This is a genomic window from Sorangium sp. So ce124, assembly GCF_051525235.1.
Taxonomy (GTDB): Bacteria; Myxococcota_A; Polyangia; order Polyangiales; family Polyangiaceae; genus Sorangium; species Sorangium atrum.
In genome coordinates, this window is record NZ_CP150312.1 from 8,265,091 (window position 1) to 8,283,048 (window position 17,958).

The 17,958-nt window shown below is 68.7% G+C and carries 13 protein-coding genes; 5 read left to right on the forward strand and 8 right to left on the reverse strand.

Annotated features, from left to right (window positions below; all coding sequences use genetic code 11):
• Window positions 1-48 precede the first annotated feature (48 nt).
• Window positions 49-987: a LysR family transcriptional regulator gene (locus WMF19_RS30895; RefSeq protein WP_437893666.1), complete on the reverse strand. Its 939-nt coding sequence runs from the start codon at window positions 985-987 to the stop codon at window positions 49-51.
• A 171-nt stretch (window positions 988-1,158) separates the two neighbouring features.
• Between WMF19_RS30895 and WMF19_RS30900 the strand changes: the two genes are divergently transcribed.
• Window positions 1,159-1,602 (forward strand): DoxX family protein, encoded by a 444-nt coding sequence (locus tag WMF19_RS30900; RefSeq protein ID WP_272094341.1) that lies wholly within the window; start codon window positions 1,159-1,161, stop codon window positions 1,600-1,602.
• Between the two features lie 34 nt (window positions 1,603-1,636).
• Here WMF19_RS30900 and WMF19_RS30905 read toward each other — a convergent pair whose 3' ends face one another.
• Both WMF19_RS30905 and WMF19_RS30910 read right to left on the reverse strand, forming a co-directional pair.
• Entirely contained in the window at window positions 1,637-4,081 is a 2,445-nt protein-coding gene (locus WMF19_RS30905; RefSeq protein ID WP_437893667.1) for a substrate-binding domain-containing protein, read from the reverse strand.
• Window positions 4,082-4,277: 196 nt separating this feature from the next.
• On the reverse strand, window positions 4,278-5,741 hold the full coding sequence (locus WMF19_RS30910; RefSeq protein ID WP_437893668.1) for a hypothetical protein: 1,464 nt from the start codon (window positions 5,739-5,741) through the stop codon (window positions 4,278-4,280).
• A gap of 1,018 nt (window positions 5,742-6,759) precedes the next feature.
• Between WMF19_RS30910 and xylA the strand changes: the two genes are divergently transcribed.
• A complete protein-coding gene (gene xylA / locus WMF19_RS30915; protein ID WP_437893669.1) occupies window positions 6,760-8,091 on the forward strand; it encodes a xylose isomerase in 1,332 nt (443 codons plus the stop codon).
• On the opposite strand, the gene WMF19_RS30920 is transcribed toward xylA, so the two are convergent.
• From WMF19_RS30920 to WMF19_RS30935, 4 genes are all read right to left on the reverse strand, one after another.
• A complete protein-coding gene (locus tag WMF19_RS30920) occupies window positions 8,072-8,803 on the reverse strand; it encodes a DUF2306 domain-containing protein (RefSeq protein WP_437893670.1) in 732 nt (243 codons plus the stop codon). The genes xylA and WMF19_RS30920 overlap by 20 nt on opposite strands.
• Before the next feature lie 130 nt (window positions 8,804-8,933).
• Entirely contained in the window at window positions 8,934-9,590 is a 657-nt protein-coding gene (locus tag WMF19_RS30925) for a response regulator (protein ID WP_437893671.1), read from the reverse strand.
• Window positions 9,587-10,744 carry a sensor histidine kinase gene (locus WMF19_RS30930; protein ID WP_437893672.1) on the reverse strand — a complete coding sequence of 386 codons (1,158 nt, stop codon included), beginning with the start codon at window positions 10,742-10,744 and terminating at the stop codon, window positions 9,587-9,589. The genes WMF19_RS30925 and WMF19_RS30930 overlap by 4 nt, the downstream gene beginning before the upstream one ends.
• A 540-nt stretch (window positions 10,745-11,284) precedes the next feature.
• Window positions 11,285-11,563 (reverse strand): hypothetical protein, encoded by a 279-nt coding sequence (locus tag WMF19_RS30935; protein WP_437323440.1) that lies wholly within the window; start codon window positions 11,561-11,563, stop codon window positions 11,285-11,287.
• A gap of 283 nt (window positions 11,564-11,846) precedes the next feature.
• Between WMF19_RS30935 and WMF19_RS30940 the strand changes: the two genes are divergently transcribed.
• From WMF19_RS30940 to WMF19_RS30950, 3 genes are all read left to right on the forward strand, one after another.
• Window positions 11,847-13,268: a hypothetical protein gene (locus tag WMF19_RS30940; RefSeq protein ID WP_437893673.1), complete on the forward strand. Its 1,422-nt coding sequence runs from the start codon at window positions 11,847-11,849 to the stop codon at window positions 13,266-13,268.
• Window positions 13,269-13,658: 390 nt separating this feature from the next.
• Window positions 13,659-14,741: an FG-GAP repeat domain-containing protein gene (locus WMF19_RS30945; protein WP_437893674.1), complete on the forward strand. Its 1,083-nt coding sequence runs from the start codon at window positions 13,659-13,661 to the stop codon at window positions 14,739-14,741.
• Between the two features lie 418 nt (window positions 14,742-15,159).
• Window positions 15,160-16,065 carry a hypothetical protein gene (locus WMF19_RS30950; protein WP_437893675.1) on the forward strand — a complete coding sequence of 302 codons (906 nt, stop codon included), beginning with the start codon at window positions 15,160-15,162 and terminating at the stop codon, window positions 16,063-16,065.
• Between the two features lie 103 nt (window positions 16,066-16,168).
• Here the strand turns inward: WMF19_RS30950 and WMF19_RS30955 are convergent, their stop codons facing one another.
• The gene (locus WMF19_RS30955; protein WP_437893676.1) at window positions 16,169-17,656 is read right to left on the reverse strand and encodes a glucuronyl esterase domain-containing protein; all 1,488 of its coding nucleotides are present in this window, start codon (window positions 17,654-17,656) and stop codon (window positions 16,169-16,171) included.
• Window positions 17,657-17,958 lie beyond the last annotated feature (302 nt).

The following is a 17,958-nucleotide window of genomic DNA, read 5'->3' on the forward strand; positions in this document are numbered from 1 at the left end:
ACCGAAAACGCCGAGGTGGGCCCGTATCCGAAGCGGGTGGCCGCCGCTCTAGCAGGCGAGCCGCTTCACCCAGGCAAGGACGAAGTCGCGGAACACCACCACGTTCCGCGGCACGTGCCGCGCGCTCGGATAGACGAGGTACACCGTCCCGGCGCGCTGCGACCACTCCGGCAGCACGTGGACGAGGCGCCCGCTCGCCAGCTCGGGCGCGGCGAGGACGCGCGGGAGCGGCCCGATACCGCCCCCCGCCCGGAGCAGCGAGCGGATGAGCTGGAAGTCGTCGGTCGCGATGCGTCCGGTCGCCATCGGGTCGCGCACCGCGCGGGCGCCGTCGACGGGCTGCTGGCCGCGCCGGGCATCGGGGAGGAACACCACCCGCTCGTGGTCGGCGAGCTCCTCCAGCGCGCGGGGCATGCCGCGGCGCGCGAGGTACGAAGGAGCAGCGAAGAGCTGCACGTAGGAGTCGAGCAGCTTGCGCACGACGAGCGAGGAGTCCGGGAGCTCGCGCATCGCCCGGATCGCCACGTCGAAGCCCTCGCGCAGGAGGTCCACCCGGCGCGTGGACATGTCGACCTCCACCGACAGCAGCGGATAACGTGCGCCGAACTCGACGAGCATCTCGCCGAGGAAAGACTCCCCACCATCCGGGGGAGCGCTCAGCCGTATCGTGCCCTGAGGCTGCCCTTGATAAGCATCCAGCGCCTGCGCCGCGTCGCGGAGACCGGCGATGTGGGGCGCCACGTCGCCGAAGAAGCGACGGCCCGCGTCGGTCAGCGCCACGGCGCGCGGCGACCGCTGGAGGAGACGCACCTTGAGGCCGTCCTCGAGCCGCGTCACCGCGCGGCTCACCGTCGATTTCGGGACCCCGAGCTGCTCCGCCGCGGCGGTGAACGAGCCCAGCTCCGCCACCCTGGCGAACGCGGCGATCTCATCGAGCTGGGGCGCCCGGGCAGGGCGCGCTCGGGCTGCCGCGCGGGGGCTGGGCATGATAGGACCTCACGAGGGGTGGGCGGCGTCGGTCGAGGGCTCACGCCAGGTTGCGCCAGCGCAACGTTGAGTTGAGCCGTTGCACGATAGCACCGGGCGTCGCGAGGGCGCATCAGGAAAGGCGTGGGCGCTCCGCTCGGGAGAGCCCGCCACACCTCAGCGAGGCTCATCATGAACAACGTCAAGCGTTTCGCCCCCGCCGCCGCCCGCATCCTGCTAGGGCTCGTGTTCTTCGTGTTCGGGCTCAACGGCTTCTTGCATTTCCTGCCGCAGCCCCCGGCTCCGGAGGCCGCGGCCAGCTTCGGGGGCGCGCTCGCGGCGACCGGGTACATGTTCCCGCTCATCAAGGGGACCGAGGTCGTCGCAGGCGCGCTGTTGCTCTCGAACCGCTACGTCCCCCTCGCGCTCGCGCTCCTCGCGCCCATCGTCGTGAACATCGTCGCCTTCCACACGTTCCTCGCGCCGGGGAACCCGCTCGCGTGGTTCATCCTCGCCATCGAGCTCTACCTCGCCTTCGCGTACCGCGCCGCGTTCCGCCCGATGCTCGCCGCGCGCGTCGACGCGAGCGTCGGCGCGGAGCAGAGCAAGCTCCGGCCGGTCGAGAGCGCGGCTTGAGCCGCCCGCCCGGCGCTCCCCCGATCGGCCCCCGTCACCGCCGCGGTGAGCCCTGATAAAGGATGCGGCCGCCGGTCTTCGCCAGGGCGTACCGGAAGCCGCGCGCCAGGTCGACGTGCGTGACCATCGCGCCGACGTCCAGGCCCTGGGCGACCATCATCTGCGCCGCTCCCGCGGTCACGCCGACGAGCACCGCCTCCGCGCCGAGCAGCGCCGCCGCCTGCGCCGCCCGGACGAGCTGGTTCGCCGCCGTGGCGTCGACCACCGCCATCCCCGTGACGTCGATCAGCACCACCTGCGCGTCGTGCTCGTGGATCTCCTTCAGCAGCGACGCGATGAAGCGGCTCGAGCGCTGCGCATCCATCGTGCCCACCACGGGCATGACAAGGATTCCATCGGCGATCGGCACCACGGGGCTCGACAGCTCATGGATCGTCCGGAGCATCGACTCCTGGAGCTCGTTGGCCCGCTCCAGCTCGGCGGTCCGCTCGGAGATCCGGCTGAACAGCCGGGCGTTCTCGATGGCCACGGCCGCGGTGCCGGCCACGCGCTCGAGGAACGGCACGTCGTCGCTCCCGCAGGCGTCCTCACGCTCGCTGCTCAGGACGAGGACGCCGACGACGCTGCCCCGCGCCCGCAGCGGCACGCCGACGAGCGTCCGCGCGCCGGCGTGCTCGCGGAGGAGGGAGGCGTCCTCTCGCCCGTCGTGCCCGGCCGGATCGATCACGATCGGGCGGCCGGCATCGAGCACACGGCCGACCAGCGAGCGCGGCGAGAAGCGCACGCGCTCCTCGACGATGGGCTCGCTGCGCGCCGCCACGCCGATCAACAGCACCTCGATCGGCCGGCCGGCTGCGTCGCAATCGATGCGCCGGCTCGCGACGCGGCGGGCCGCGTCGAGCGCGAGGTGATCGCTGAGCGTCGTGGACCACGGCGTGTGCTCGAGGGTGACGCAATCGACGCCGGTGTGGATGATGCGCGAGGCCGGCAGCTCCGCGAGGGTCGCCTCGATGCCCTGAGCGATCATCCGGTGGACGATCTCGGCGGCGCGATACCCCATATCGTACTCGCGCTGCACGATCGTCGCGTGGATCGCGCCCCGGCGGAGCAGCGCGACCGTCGCGGAGAAGAGATCGAACGCGACGATCTTGAGCTCTCCGCCCCTGCCGATCTCCCTCGCGGCGCGGCCCCAGGCCGGCCCGCCGCCGCCCGCCACCCCGAAGGCGCCTGCGATGTCCGGCCGCTGCTGGAGGGCCGCCCGCGCGAGCACCGTCCCGAGCTCCTGGTCGTGGTCGTTGTCCTGGTGGGGGGGCAGCACGGTGAACTCCGCCCCTTCCATCGCCGCGCAAAACCCCTCGATGCGCTCGCGCGTGTTGATCGCGTCCTTCGTGGGCCGCTGCGGCGCCACGACCCCGCCGCTCGGCAGCAGCCGGCGCATCACCTCGCCCGCCAGCCTGCCCGCCGCCACGTTGTCCGTGCCGATATAAAGCGGGGCCCGGCTGCCCGGCACCGGCGGCGTGTCGACGACGACCACTGGGATCCCCGCCTCCGCCGCCCGCCGGAACCCCTCCTCGGCCTCCTCGGGGGCGCCCGGAGCGATGATGATGCCGTCCACGCCCCGGCGGATGCCGTCCTCGAGGATCTCGCTCTGGCCTCCCGGGCCGCTGGCGGGGCCGACGCGGAAATCCACGGAGATGCCCAGGCAGCGCGCGGCGTCGACCGCGCCGTCGCGCATGTTGTGGAAGTACGTCATGGGGGCCGAACGCCTGGCCCGGAACACGCGGGCTTCCTGCTCGCCCAAGGCGGCCGCGGCGCCCTCTCCGCCGCCGGCGTCCTCGACCAGCCACAGATCCACAGAGGCCCATTGCTGGTCGATCTGCACGCTCTTGATGCCGTGAGCGAGGGTGTCCAGCAGGTGGCGCGGCTCCACCGTGGTGCCCACCGCGTTCAGCACCTGCTCGAGAAGGCGAATCTCCTGTGCCAATCTCGCCTTCTCGTCATAGAGCCTGTGCCGCTCCAGCGCGGCGCCGGCGGCGTCCAGGAACACCTCCAGCATCGCGCGGCGCTCGCCCTGCGGAGGCTCGAGGGTCGCCTGCTCCAGGGCGAGGTAGCCTGCCGGCGCTCCCCGGACGACGACGGGCGCGACAAGCACCCCCGCGTCGGCAGGCACGGCCCCCTCCGCCGCGATCGCGAGAGGAAGGTGCGCCTCATACCACGCATGTGCGCTGACGACGCACATCCCGCCCGCCGCCTCTGGCGCCGCGCGCGGGGCGCGCAGACCGCTCTCGCTGGCGAGGCACGCTTCGGTCGAGAGGATCAGCCCCTGCGGAGCGAGCGCGTCGAACCCCTCGAGCGCCCTGTAGACGAGGCGGTGCCCTTCGCAGAGGAGCAGGCTGCCGCGCGGCGCCCGCGGCGCGATCGCCATGGCCCGTCGCACGATCTGCTGCAATGTCGCGAAGAGATCCACTCCATGGCGCATACGGGTCCCGCTCGATCCGCCGTCACGACGCGCGACGCGGTGGTCCAGAAAGCGCGATCGATCACAGTTCTGTCAAGGTCGATTTACCCCTCTCCCCAGGCGTGCGGGCCGGCTCGCGGCCCGCCGTCGGCGGCCGGGGGCGTCGCGGCGCGCGCCGCGTCGTTGTGGAGGTGGCGAGTCGCCCGGGCGGCGCGCGTTACTCGCAGGGCAGGATGCGCAGAACTCGGATCGAGGTGTTCGTGCTGCCGGGCGCGGCGAAGGCCACGCTCCCGTCGGGGAACGCGACGAAGTCCTGGTAGCGATTGCCGAGCACGTCGACCTCCAGCGGCTCGCCCTCGGCCTCGCCGGTGGCGCGATCGCGCGTCTGCAGGTACAGCGCGCGCGCCGCGTCGTTGCGGGCGATATCGCCGGCCTTCGTCGTCGTCTCCCAGGCCGCGAGCATGCGGGAGCGGCCATAGGCGGCCAGGTGCGGAGCGCGGTGGTTCATGCCCGCCTCGCTGGCGATCGTGAGGTCCTTGTCCGCGGCGCCGTCGGTGAAGTGGAGCAGCCGGACGTCCGCGAGCCCGTTCGCGCCCGCCGGCTGGCCCGAGCGGATATTGCTCGTCGTGAGCCAGTAGCCGCCGCCGGCCGCCGTGACGAGGTTTCCAAGGTTCGAGTAGGCGAGATCGACCGGATAGATGGTCTTGTAATTCGGCGCGAACGCGATGCGGTTGTTGTTGTCGGTCTTGCACACCGTCACGAACTTCCGGGCGCTGTCGTCCCAGAGGATGCGCTCGTAACCGCTGTGGCTGCATCCCCAGTCGAAGCCGTCCCGCTGCAGCTCCCCGCTCGCGTCGACGACCTTCATGCGATCGCCCTGATGGATGTTGATGCACCCGCCTTGCGAGACGCTGATCGCGGCGCCGAAATAGCCCGCATAGCGCGAGCCGTCGAAGGCGATGCGGCCGTGGTGCGCGTACCACCAGATCATGTACACATCGGGCCCGGCGGGTCCGGTCGAGTAGGGCGGCAGCGCGGCGCTCGAGCTCGTGAGCTTCGTCGCCCAGGTCGCGCGCTCGCCGTCGAAGCGGACCATGTACATGTCGTGACAGGCGATCGGGGGGGACGGCGGCGTACCGCACAGGTTCGAGGGCGTTCCGCAATTCAGTGTCCCGCCGCCCTCGGCATCGCGGGTCAGCAGCAGCACGCCGCCGCTGTCGTCAGCGTAGATGTCGGCGAAGTCGTTCGCCGGCAACCCGAACGAGCGCCCTGCGGCCTTGTCATCGGCGTCGAGCTGGAGGACGTGGACCTGTCCGTCGTCGCTCATCCATGCCAGGCGCGACCCGCCGGACGGTATCGGCGAGATGACGAGCGGCTTCAGCGCGGCCTCGTCTTCGTTGTTGATCACGCGGCCCCCGACGTCGACCTCGGTGATGCGGACGCGGTCCCGGGTAACGCCGCACGCACCAGGTCCCGGATCCCCGCCCGCACCTCCGCCGCTGGCGCTCGACGCTCCACCGCCGGTCGTGCTCGATGCCCCTCCCCCGCTCGCGCTCGACGCTCCACCGCCGCTCGCGCTCGACGCCCCTCCGCCGCTGGCGCTCGACGCTCCACCGCCGGTCGCGCTCGATGCCCCTCCCCCGCTTGCGCTCGACGCTCCGCCGCCGCTCGCGCTCGACACCCCTCCCCCGCTCGATGCGCCTCCGCCACTGCTCGACACCTCACCGCCCGACTCGCCAACGCAGCCCGGGGGCAGGGAGACGAGAACCAAAGACCAGATGACTCGCATGCATCGTCTCGACATCTCGCCACGCTACCGCGCTGACCGGCCCCTGATGGGGCAGAATCTCCGCTCGGCGCGGAGGAGCGCTCCTGGGCTCTCCGCTTGCTGTGCGGAGATCTCGCCGCCTGGGAAGCCACGCCAGCACCCTGACCCAGAACAGCCATCGATGGAGGACATCCGCTCACCCACCCCCGCGCGACGCGCCACCTCACCGGGGGCCGGGCGGCTCGGCAACGCCTCCTCTGCGCCCTTCCGCCCCCTCGTCACGCGGGTCCTGGCGAGCGTTGACACGCACACGTTGACCTGGTACGTGACCCGACCGACCGAGCGAGCACGGCTGACGGCAAAAGATGCGGGTGAGTTCTTGCCTCGCGAGGCGACGTCGCGCAGCGCTTGGCCCTGCCCAGGCGCCGCCCACGTCGAGTTCCGCCGCCAGGCGCTTTAATGCCATGTGGCTGTAAGAGACCACCACCGCGGACCGGCTCCCCCAACACGGCCGGCGTCGCAGAGGGCGGCAGCCTGAGCGCCTCGACGGATCCAGCGAGGGAAACGCAGGCAACCTCGGTAAGGTCCAGCGGCTCGTCCGCGCGGGGGAGGTTGACGCGGCACAGCTAGCCAGAGTCGACGGTGCGAGGCCCCGGCGCCGGAGGCCCGCCCTAGCCTCCGACCCGGCACCATGTTATTGCTAGCCCGCCGATTCCGCCACGCGCGCAATTGATGCGCGCCGGTGGTTCACCTGACTTGAGGAGCGCTGGAGCCACAACAACCGCAACATGCCTGGAAGCCCAACCTGGGCGTGGAGACGCCGCCTCCACCCTGGCCCGCAGACCAGAGCCCTGGGGCTTGCCGCGGACACCGTTGTCGAAAGCGCCCTCTGAACTAAGGCACACGCAAACCACGAGCTGGAGATCCGTTTATGACCGTTGTCACTGGAGACAGAGAGTACTTCCCGGGTGTTGGCAAGATCCCCTACGAGGGGCCCGAGTCCGACAACCCCCTCGCCTTCAAGTGGTACGACGCCAACCGCGTCGTTGCCGGCAAGGCCATGAAGGATCACTTCAAGTTTGCCGTGTGTTACTGGCACACGTTCTGCGGGCGTGGGCACGATCCGTTCGGCCCGGGGACGATCAACTTCCCCTGGGATGAGGGCAAGGACGCGCTGGCCCGCGCTCGCATGAAGATGGACGCGAACTTCGAGTTCATCACCAAGCTGGGCGCGACGCACTACTGTTTCCACGACATCGACCTCGTCGAAGAGGGCGAGAACCGCGCCGAGACGTCGCGTCGCCTCCAGAGCATCGTCGAGTACGCCAAGCAGAAGCAGGCGCAGTCGGGCGTCAAGCTGCTGTGGGGCACGGCGAACCTGTTCTCCAACCCGCGTTACATGAACGGCGCCTCCACGAACCCGGATTTCTCCGTGCTGGCCTACGCCGGCGCCCAGCTCAAGGACGCCCTCGACGCCACCATCGCGTTGAACGGCGAGAACTACGTGTTCTGGGGCGGCCGCGAAGGCTACATGAGCCTGCTGAACACGGACATGAAGCGCGAGAAGGCGCACTTCGCCCGCTTCTTGACCATCGCTCGCGACTACGCGCGCGCGCGCGGCTTCAAGGGGGTCTTCTTCATCGAGCCCAAGCCGATGGAGCCCTCCAAGCACCAGTACGACTTCGACGCCGAGACCGTGATCGGGTTCCTGCGCCAGCACGGCCTGGACAAGGACTTCAAGCTCAACCTCGAGACGAACCACGCGACGCTCGCCGGCCACACCATGGACCACGAGATGCAGGTGGCCGCGGACAACGGCATGCTCGGCAGCATCGACGCCAACCGCGGCGACTACCAGAACGCGTGGGACACCGATCAGTTCCCCTACAACATCAACGAGACGGTCGAGATGATGCTCATCCTGCTCCGCAGCGGTGGGTTCCAGGGCGGCGGCGTCAACTTCGACGCCAAGCGCCGCCGCAACTCGAGCGATCTCGTCGACACCTTCCACGGGCACATCGGAGGCATGGATGTGTTCGCTCGCTCGCTCCTCATCGCCGATGACCTGATCCGCAAGTCGCCGCTCGAGGCGATGCGCAAGGCGCGTTACGCGTCCTTCGACGGCGGCAAGGGCGCCGAGTTCGAGCAGGGCAAGCTGACGCTAGAGCAGCTGGCCGAGATCGGCAACGCCGGCGGCGAGGTCAAGCTCACGAGCGGTCAGCAAGAGCTGTACGAAAACATCGTCAATCGCTGGATCCGATAAGTCGAGCGATCGCGGGAACGACGGCCGGGCGACGCAGCTGCGCGCCCGGCTGTTTTTCTTTCCGAGGAGATGTCGCTCTCCTGCGGATGATCCGCTCCGCGACGGCGACGTTGATCACCCAGCCGGCGCCCATCAGGAGCGCTCTGACGCCCTCGCCCGGCACGCCGACGAGCAACACCCACGGTACGTGGGTCAGCACCTGAGTCCCCGCGCCCAGACCGATCGCATAGCCTCGCAGCATCCAGGCGCCGTGACCGACGAAGTCGCGCCGCCAGATGGCGACGAGGCCGAGCACGAGCGACGCGAACATGGCAGAGCCGAACAGCACCCGGAGGACGGCGAGAGCGTCGCCGTCCCCCCTGGGGAGCTCGTAGGAAGCCTGCATCCACAGACCCGAAGCGGCAGCGACGAGCCCCGACGGGGCGACGGCCCACCCCGTCATGCGATGCCAGCGAGGCTTCCGGCGGCGAAAGCCCGAGGAGAACTGGAACGCACCCAGGACCGAGAATACGGTCACACTAAAAATATGCAGCACGATGGGCACGGGCGCAGCGAAGAAGCGGGCGTTGTCCGGGGTGACCTTGGCGCCGACGCTCAGCTCGGCCAGGCGGAAGGCGCCGGCCACTACAGGGACCGCGCTGAGGCCGAGCAGAAGCGCGGGTACGAGCCAGTCTCGCTTCGCCGAGGGGGACGTGGTGCTCTCGTTCGTCATGCCGCCAAGCTAGGGACGGCCATGGTTGCGTCGCAATTGGCGCAAATGTCGGATCCGAGTCGGCCGATTGCCCGATGGGGCAATCGTACTTTCGGCCAGGTGCACCGCCACCTCGCCCCGGGCCGACGGGTCAGTCCCGGACGCGACCCGTCTCGTAGGCCCAGATGGCGATCTCGACCCGGTTGCGCGCGCCGAGCTTGGTCATGAGGCTGGCGATGTGCGCCTTGACGGTGCTCAGGCTGATGTGGAGCTCGTCGGCGATCTCGGCGTTGGTTCGACCGCGGGCCACGGTGAGGAGGACCTCCTCCTCGCGGGCGGTGAGGGCCTCCCCGGGCTGCGCTCGCGGCAGCTGAGGCCGAGAGGCGGCGAACGTGGAGAGGAGGCGGGCGGTGACGCGTGGAGCGATCAAGGCGTCGCCGCTCGCGGCGGCGCGGATGGCCTGCGCGAGCAGGTCGGGACCGGCGTCTTTCAGCAGGAAGCCGCGGGCGCCGGCCTTGAGGGCGCCAACCACGTACTCGTCATGATCGAAGGTGGTGATCACCACGACCGCCAGGGGAGGATCGACCGCCGGGCCGGCGAGCCGTCGGGTCGCCTCGATGCCGTCGATCCCGGGCATGCGAATGTCGAACAGGCACACGTCGGGACGGAGAGCGAGCGCCAGCTCGACCGCCTTGTTTCCGTTGTCGGCCACGCCCACGACCTCGATGTCGGGCTGGGCGTCGAGGATGATGCTGAGCCCGGTGCGGACGATCTCCTGATCGTCGGCGACGATGACGCGAATGCTCAACTGGGTTGTCCTTTCCGAGGCAGTACGGCCGTCACCGTCCAGCCGCGCTCTGGGCCCGGGCCCGCATGGCACGTACCCCCGAGCAGCGTCGCTCGTTCGATCATGCCGACCAGCCCGTATCCCGTCGACGTCGAATGGCCGCCGTGGGCCCCCTGGCCGTCGTCGGTGACCCGCAAACGTACCGATGTGTCGTCGGCCGTGACCTCCACGTCAATCCGGGTCGCGTGGCGAGCATGCCGGCGAGCGTTGGTGATCGACTCCTGCGCGAGGCGAAAGATCGCGGCGGAGACCGACGATGGCAGGTCATCGAAGCTCCCGGTCAACTTCACCTCGACGGAAGCCCCCGTGGCGGACGGGTCCGCGAGCTGTCCGAGGTCGGCGACCCGCGGGCTCGGCGCGAGCTCGGCCGACTCGCCGCGACGCAGGAGCCGGACCATCGTGCGCATCTCGCCGAGGGCGCGAGATGCCTCGTCCGCGATCACGCGGAGCGCGTCGACGGGAGCCTCGGGGCGAGCCGACGCGGCGACCAGGCCAGCCTGCGCGCGGATCGCGATCGCCGAGACATGGTGGGCCACGGTGTCGTGCAGGTCGCGGGCGATACGCTCTCGCTCGGCCAGCTTGGCTTCATCGAGCTCTCGCAGACGCACGCGATCCCGATAGCGCACCGCCGCGCCGAGCGCCATCGTGGAGAGCAGGACCGCGTAGCCCCCGATGACGTCGCCCGTCCTGGCATGAGAACGGATCATGTCGAGCGCCGCCGAGGTCACCATGATCGGCAGCCCGATCATCGCTTCACGCCCCGTCCCCCACCGGAACAACGAGTAGGGCAGCAGCACCATGTAGACCATCGCGTACAGCCCCGGCGACGCGCTGCCGGTCACCATCACGGCGAGCTGTATCGCCATGAGGAGGCCGAACGCGATCACGACCATCTCCAGCGGCCTGGTCCTCCGCCAGAGCAGCGTCGGCAGGAGCCCGAGGCAGAGGACGAGCGAAGCGCTCCGCCACGGCAGGTCGCGCCGGGTCGCGACCTCGAGAGACCCGAGCGCGGCGAACACGGCCAGGAGCACCCAGTCCATCCGGGCGCGTCGAGGGGGGTGCGGTGCTCGTGGCTCGGACCACACGGATCGAAAGAACTCGCGCACCTGCCTCATGACGATGGCTCACATCCTCGGCGCTGCCACGGATCGACGCTCGTTACACGCAGAGCTGCCATTGATGACAGAGTAAGCACGCGCTGCGAGGGCGTCCGCGTCCGACGCGATGAGCAGACCGCCTTCATAGGCGCTGCCTTCGAGCGCCTCCGGGCCGCTCTCGCGATCTCCGGCGCCGCCTTCTCCGGAATCCCCAGCGCCCCCAGCGGAAGCCCCCGACGTCGCGCCAGGGTCCGTGTCCCCGCCCGAGCCGCCCTCCCCCGCCCCGCCGCCACCGCTACCTCCGCTCAGACCTCCCGACGAGCCGCTGGAGGCCCTGCTCGTCGGGCCGCCCGAGCCCCCCGTGGCCGTGTCGCCCGCGCTGGCGCTGTGCCCATCGCCTGAACCGCACGCGACGAACGATGATACCGCGGCCATCAGCGTCAGCCGGCCGAACCACAAACGGACCGCCCCCCGGGCTATCGCGCCTTGGCCGGAAGTTCCGGCGGCTGAATTCATACCACGCATGAGAGAGAAGGAAATCCAAACGCTTCGAGGACGTCAAGCCCCAGGAGTGAGCCTCCGGGCTGGCTTGTGACCCCAGTCTCGGAGCAGGTACGGGATGAGGAGCACGACGAGCGCGGGCAGCGCGCTCCCGTCCCCGCTCGTGTCGCCCCGCGTGACCATCCAGATCGTCGTCAGCGCGCAGGCGAGCCACGCGAGCCCGAAGACGGCGGCGAGGTCCGCGTCGGTCCGGGGTTCATCTCCCGAGGTCGACGGGTCGTCTTTTTTAGCATGCACCCTGAAGGGCGTGGAGAGAAAGGCTATCGGCGATTTCATGCTGCGCTCCGTGGATGTCCGCCAGCCGGCGATGGCGACAACGTAACCCTCGCCGCGTCAAGATCTCCTCAGGACGCAATTGCCCCGCGTAAAGACCGCATCGATGACGCCGCCAGGCGTCCCGGCCGCCGCGAGGACACCGGCGCTCGCACGCCCTCGCGCGTCTGGCCTCCCCGAGCTCGTCGCCGAGCCCGCGAGCGCCCTCTGCTTGACGACTTCTTGACGCCGCCCGAACGACTCTTGACGTTTTCCTGAAGCCGGCGGCCCTAGCTTTGGGGCTGTCATGCAGAACAGGCCACCACTCTTCGTCATCCCCACGTACCGGTTGCGCGACGTGGGCGAGACCATCCACCTCTACGACGAGCACTTCTGGCGCAACGGACATGCGATCCCGATGGTCGTCTTCGACGACTCGAACGTCCACAACCAGCAGAAATACTACGCGCTGCTCGAGGCGACGGCGACCTACAACGACCTCTACTACGTCGGTCCGCGCGAGAAGGAGGCGTTCATCGCATACATCAACCAGCGGCTCCGCGACCGCAAGCTCGAGCCGCTCGTCAGGAATTTGTTTAGGCCGAGCTACGGCGGGAACCGCAACTACACCCTGATGTACACGCTGGGAACCCGCATGCTGAGCGCCGACGACGACATGCGCCCTTACGCGCTGGTCGAGCACAGCCCGGAGTCGCTCGAGCGGGACGAGGTCTGCCGTGGCAAGCTCCTGAAGGCGAGCGGCGACGGCTTCACCCGCAAGTCGTTCGACATCCTGGCCGCGTTCCTCGACGTGCTGGGCAGGCGCGTCGCGGACGTCCCGGCCAACCACGCGCGCGGCGAGCTGCTCCGCGACAGCGCCATGGACCTCGAGACCAACGCCACGCAGGGCCTCGTCCGCGAGAACTCGCTGCTGCTCGACTCGGGCGAGGTGCCCGACGACGCGGTGGTCAAGGTCGCGCAGACGTTCCGGTCCGGGACGAACGACATCGACGCCATCGATTACGTGGAGATGTTCCTCGACGACGAGGGGCAGGTGGAGCTCGATGAGCTGAACGACGTCTACGTCCTCGTCAACTTCCGCCCCGCGGTCACCAACAAGAACTGGCGCATCGACTGCGGGGTGGCCGGCTATGACAACAGCTTCGGTCTCCCGCCGTTCTTCCCGACGCGGCTCAGGTTCGAGGACTACATCTACCGGCTCTGGATCCAGCAGCAAGGCGTGGCCGCCGCCCACGTCGACGCCGCCCAGACGCACATCAAGAGCAACTACATGCGGAGCCCGCTCGCCGCGGAGGTGTTCAACGAGGAGGTGTCGAACCTCCTCAAGCTGAAGATCAAGTCGACCCTCTCGAAGGTCGAGGACCTCAGCATCAGCTTCGACTACGGCGGCGAGGTGACCGCGGAGGACTGCGACCGCATCCTCGGGCGAATCACCGCGCTCCATGCGCGGGTGCAGGGCGCGGCAGCGACGACGGTGAATCACGAGCGCGCCGACGCCCTGCGCCGGTTCGCCGTGACCCTCGAGAAGACATTTTATGGGTTCGAACACGATTTCTTCCAGCAGAACCTCGTCCGCATCGTCGACGACGTGATCAGCCAGTTCAAGGGCTCGCTCGAGCTGTGGCCGACGCTCGTCGAGATCTGCTACCTCCAGAAGAGCCGCGCCGGACTGCCGCAGTCGCGCGTCCAGAACAAGCGGCGGCACTGACCCGCGGCCGCCGTCGCGGGCCCCGGCGCGCGACGGCGCCGTCCCGCATGCCATCCCAGGCCCCGGCATCACTGGGTGCCTCCGGGGGTTGCCGCCGAAGCGGAGGAGGATCACGAGGTCGTCGTGATGACCTCAAACGGGTGGCTCTTCACCACGTTGCTCGCACACCGCAACGAGGGCTCGGGTGGCGTTGCCGGCCGCGTTGCACCATATTTGCTGATATCGATGTAGCACACCGCTCGGCACGAGTGGTCGCTGGTGAGAGATGATCGCGTGGCCACCGCGACGCACAGCGCGCACAGGAGCGACAGCGTCATCTTTGCGCGTTGGCTATTCTGGCAAATATGGACCGCTTGGAGCCAGTGCACGAACGCAAAAGGAAGGCGGGGCATGCGACTCGTCATGGTGGCCAATCTCATGAGTACAATCCCTGTACTATGCGCCACGTGGGCCTGCGCGTTTGGCACCGGGCGCGAAGCAAGTGGTCCGCACCTCGAAGGCCAGAGCCCATCGCCCGGCGTGGCGTCGCCGCGGTCGGACGGCAACGGGTGGAAGACCATCTACCCAGCCGACTTCAATAACGACGGCATGGTGGACGTGCTCTGGCAGCGCACCCGCCAGAACCTGATGGCCGTGTGGCTGATGAACGGCAGCCAGCTCCTTGCGCCGGGGCCGGTCATCCCCGGACCGATAGGTGATGGGTGGACGGCGATTTCGGCTGGTGATTTCAACGAGGACCACATGGCGGACGTGTTCTGGTACAACAGCCCACGGAACCTGATTGCCATATGGCTGATGAACGGCGGCCAGCTCCTTGCGCCGGGGCCGGTCATCCCCGGACCGATCGGAGACGGGTGGGTGGCTGTAACGAGCGCTGCCGACTTCAACTCTGACGGAATGAATGACGTGGTCTTGAACAATCCCCGCCAGAATCTGATGACCGTGTGGCTGATGAACGGCAGCCAGCTCCTTGCGCCGGGGCCGGCCATACCCGGACCGATCGGAGACGGATGGATCGCCTCTTCCACGGCCGACTTCAACGTCGACGGTATGGCGGACGTGCTATGGAACAATCCCAGACGGAACCTGATGGCGGTATGGCTGATGAACGGCACGCAGCTGCTCGCGCCGGGGCCGAACATCCCCGGACCCAGCGGAGACGGGTGGGTCACCATCACGGCGTTCGACTTCAACGTCGACGGTATGGCGGACGTGCTGTGGCATAACGCCGGACAGAACCTGATGGCCGTGTGGCTGATGGACGGCAGCCAGCTGCTCGCGCCGGGGCCGAACATCCCCGGACCCAGCGGCCATGGGTGGGTGCCCGCGCAAGGCGCTGCTGATTTCAACTTCGATGGCACGGCGGACGTGCTGTGGAACAATGCCGCGCAGAACCTGATGGCGGTGTGGCTGATGGACGGCAGCCAGCTGCTTGCGCCCGGTCCGAACATTCCGGGACCGTTCGAGAACTAGCGTTTGAGTTGCGACGTACCGCTGGGAGGATCCTGCCCGCCTGCTCACGTTGGCGGAGGGGCGCGGCCCGCGGACGCTCGACGCCGCCATGCCGGCGAGCGTCGAGCCCTCGGTGGCCATCGAGAGCACCATTTCACCCACGGCCCGCCGCGATGACGGGCACGCTGTGACGATATTTTTTCTTTCTCCTGGATGAGCATTCGAAAGACGCGCGGGGGCAATATGATCAAGATAACCTTGACGTGCCGGCGCGGGAGATGTAGCCGAGGACATGGCTGACCACGGCATGAGATTCAGGCTCTCTGCGCGTCGCTCCCTCCTTGGCTGCCTGCCGCTGCTTGCGCTCTTCGCCTGCGGCGGAGACGGCGATAACACGCCGGCGCCGGCTGAAACGAGCGGCAGCAGCAGCAGCAGCGGAATGGGCACAACGTCAACCGGTGAGGGCGTCGGCACGACGGGCAGCGGCGGAGCCGGTGAGTCGTCGGCCAGCGGGACCGGTGGGGGAGGATTGTCCGCTGGAGGCGGGGGCGGCAGCGCGACCACCGGGACAGGCGGAGGCGGGAGTTCCACGGCTTGCACGCGCGAGCTCCTGAAGAGCACGATCGACGCTTATTTCGAAGCGCTCGCGGCGCACGATCCGTCGACATTGCCCCTCGCCGACAGCGTAAAATTCACGGAAAATGGCAAAGCTCTGACGCTCGGCCAAGAAGGGCTCTGGAAGACCGCCGGGGCGCTCAAATATGCTCACAGCGCGCTCGACACCGAGACCTGTAGCTCCGCGAGCCAGGCCGTGGTGCCGGACGGCAGCATGGACATCCCGCTCGCCCTTCGACTCAAGCTCCAGGGCCAGGAGATCACCGAGATCGAGACCATCGCCGTGCGGCCGGGGGACTACAAGGTCTCCGGGCAAAATTTTGCCTCGAACACCGGCGCCATCATCGCGAGCGGGGATACCGTCAAGTGGGAGGAGCCCGTTCCGGAGAGCGAGCGCAACTCGCGGGACGAGCTCGAGGGCTGGATGGAGAAGTACTTCTGGATGTTCCCGCGCGGCGTCTGCAACACGGTCAGCAACTGCAAGCGCATCGAGAACGGCGGCGGGTCGTTCACGTGCAGCGCCGGCGCGAGCTGCGATCCTGGCCAGCCGGGCTCGGGGTCACCCGCGCTGCCCCCTCGCCTCATCTTCGCCGACGTCGAGAGGGGAATCGGGGTCGGGTTCACCATGTTCATGGGGAACACCGACATGCACATGTTCAAGATGCGCGGCGGCCAGGTCTACGGCGTGAGCGCGTTCCTGGGCGCGGCCACCAGCTCCGGCTGGGAGTGAACGAGCTTCGTCTCCGCTCGTTCCTATCGGTCCGCTGACCGGGCCGCCGGACGGGCCCCTCACCTTCGGTGCTCGGGGCCCTTCACTCAGCCACGACGTTCCGTCACGGGATCGTCGGGGCCGTCCACTCCACCCACTTCGCCTTGTCGAGCTCGTTCTTCGGCTTCCAGACGTCGGTGTTCGCGCTGGCGTCGTTGAGCAGGAACTTCTTGACGAAGGCGTCGATCGCGGCCTGCTCGCCGTTCTTGTAGTCCGTGCCGCAGTGGTTGTGCCCGCTGTCGACGTACCCGATGTTCTGCTTCACGCCGAGGGCCTCGTAGACCAGCCTGGCGGCTCCGCCGGCCTGGTCTGCGTTGTTCGTGCTCAGCCACTCGTAGTTGAGGTTCCCGAGGATCAGGAGGCCGCGAGGCGCCACCATGCTGACCAGCTGGTGGTGGTCGAGCGGGAGCTTGGTCACCGCGCTGCCGAACTGCTCGATCGTCTTGCTGAACCACTTCTGCTCGCCGTAAGTCCTCGTGAGGTTCTGGACGCCGGCGCTGCCGGTCTGGCCCTTGTTATCGACCTCCGAGACGCGCCACGCCGCCACGCCGCCCGAGCCAGACTCCTGCGGGATCGTCAGCGCGAAGCGCGAATCCATCGCGCCGACCATCAGCGCGCCCTTGCCGTTGCGGGAGCAGCCCGTGATGGCGAGCCGCTTCGGATCGATCTGCGCGTCGGGCGTGGACTCGAGGGCATCGATGATGCGGCTCGCGCCCCAGGCCCAGGCGATCAGGGCGCCGCTCTCCGCGTTCCCATGGAACCTGGAGAAGATGCCGCCGCTCCGGTCGCTCTCCGGCTGCACACCGTTGTGATCGTAGTTGATGATCGCGACGCCCATCTGCTTCAGATGGTTGTTGTCGAGCGAGCCGTTGCTGAGCCCGATCAGCGCAGGGTAGGGAGGTGAACCGGTGCTGGGCAGGGAGATGCTCACGGAGAAGGAGACATCCTGGGCGCCGCCGCTCACGTTGATCGTCAGCTTGCCGCCGGCGAAGCTGCCCTTGACGGTGGCCTTCTTCACCTCCTTCGGGCCGGTCTCCCAGTGCTGGACCAGCTCGGAGATCTCACGATGCCGGCACACCCACTGCGCGCGTGTCGTCACCTTCGTACCATCCATCATGGTGAAGGGATCGTGCAGCTTGTCGTACGCCTTCAGCTCGCCGAAGGAGGGCATGTTCGGCACAGCACAGTCCTCGCCGGGGGTCTCGACCCCGACCAGCGTCGTGTCCCCGCCGCCCGTCGGGTTCGAGCCGCCGGCGCCCGTCGGATCCGCGCCGCCGGCGCCCGTCGGGTCCGACCCACCGGCCCCCGAAACGCTCGTCGACGGACCGCCCGTTCCCGAGGTCACGCCGCTGGTGCTACCGCCGCCGGTGCCGGACACGGACGACGTGTTGCCAGCCGACGAGGAGCCGCTGGTCTGGCCGCCGGAGCTGGTGGTGGTGGTGTCATCCTCATCAACTGTGACGCCACCATCGCTGGGGCCGCACGCGACGAACAGGGGGAGGAGGGCGGTCAGGGGGAGAAGCTGGGAGAAGTTTGGTCGGAACGACATCATGGGACGCCCATTCCCAGCGGACGACGGTTCGATCACGCTTACCGCTGGGAATCGCATCGCTGGAGTGGGCAGCCTTCAACCCAGCCGCAAATATCCATTATACATGCAGCCGATGTAATCCATCCTGATCGGCTCTGGGAACGCCTCGCACCAAGTGGCGCTTGGGGGGGCATCCGATGAGGCGACATTTTTCGAGCAGGCTTCTCCCCTCGCGATCTCGCAGCGACTGGTCGTCTGCTCGTGCTCGTGCTCGTCGCCGGCGAGCGAGCCGGGCCTGGCCGGCGAATCACCGACGCCCGGGA

What these genes read in the sequence shown, in the direction of transcription:
- WMF19_RS30895 (WP_437893666.1), bottom strand. Translation starts at nt 987, where the DNA reads ATGCCCAGCCCCCGCGCGGCAGCCCGAGCGCGCCCTGCCCGGGCGCCC.
- WMF19_RS30900 (WP_272094341.1), top strand. Translation starts at nt 1,159, where the DNA reads ATGAACAACGTCAAGCGTTTCGCCCCCGCCGCCGCCCGCATCCTGCTA.
- WMF19_RS30905 (WP_437893667.1), bottom strand. Translation starts at nt 4,081, where the DNA reads ATGCGCCATGGAGTGGATCTCTTCGCGACATTGCAGCAGATCGTGCGA.
- xylA (WP_437893669.1), top strand. Translation starts at nt 6,760, where the DNA reads ATGACCGTTGTCACTGGAGACAGAGAGTACTTCCCGGGTGTTGGCAAG.
- WMF19_RS30920 (WP_437893670.1), bottom strand. Translation starts at nt 8,803, where the DNA reads ATGACGAACGAGAGCACCACGTCCCCCTCGGCGAAGCGAGACTGGCTC.
- WMF19_RS30930 (WP_437893672.1), bottom strand. Translation starts at nt 10,744, where the DNA reads ATGAGGCAGGTGCGCGAGTTCTTTCGATCCGTGTGGTCCGAGCCACGA.
- WMF19_RS30935 (WP_437323440.1), bottom strand. Translation starts at nt 11,563, where the DNA reads ATGAAATCGCCGATAGCCTTTCTCTCCACGCCCTTCAGGGTGCATGCT.
- WMF19_RS30940 (WP_437893673.1), top strand. Translation starts at nt 11,847, where the DNA reads ATGCAGAACAGGCCACCACTCTTCGTCATCCCCACGTACCGGTTGCGC.
- WMF19_RS30945 (WP_437893674.1), top strand. Translation starts at nt 13,659, where the DNA reads ATGCGACTCGTCATGGTGGCCAATCTCATGAGTACAATCCCTGTACTA.
- WMF19_RS30950 (WP_437893675.1), top strand. Translation starts at nt 15,160, where the DNA reads ATGGGCACAACGTCAACCGGTGAGGGCGTCGGCACGACGGGCAGCGGC.
- WMF19_RS30955 (WP_437893676.1), bottom strand. Translation starts at nt 17,656, where the DNA reads ATGATGTCGTTCCGACCAAACTTCTCCCAGCTTCTCCCCCTGACCGCC.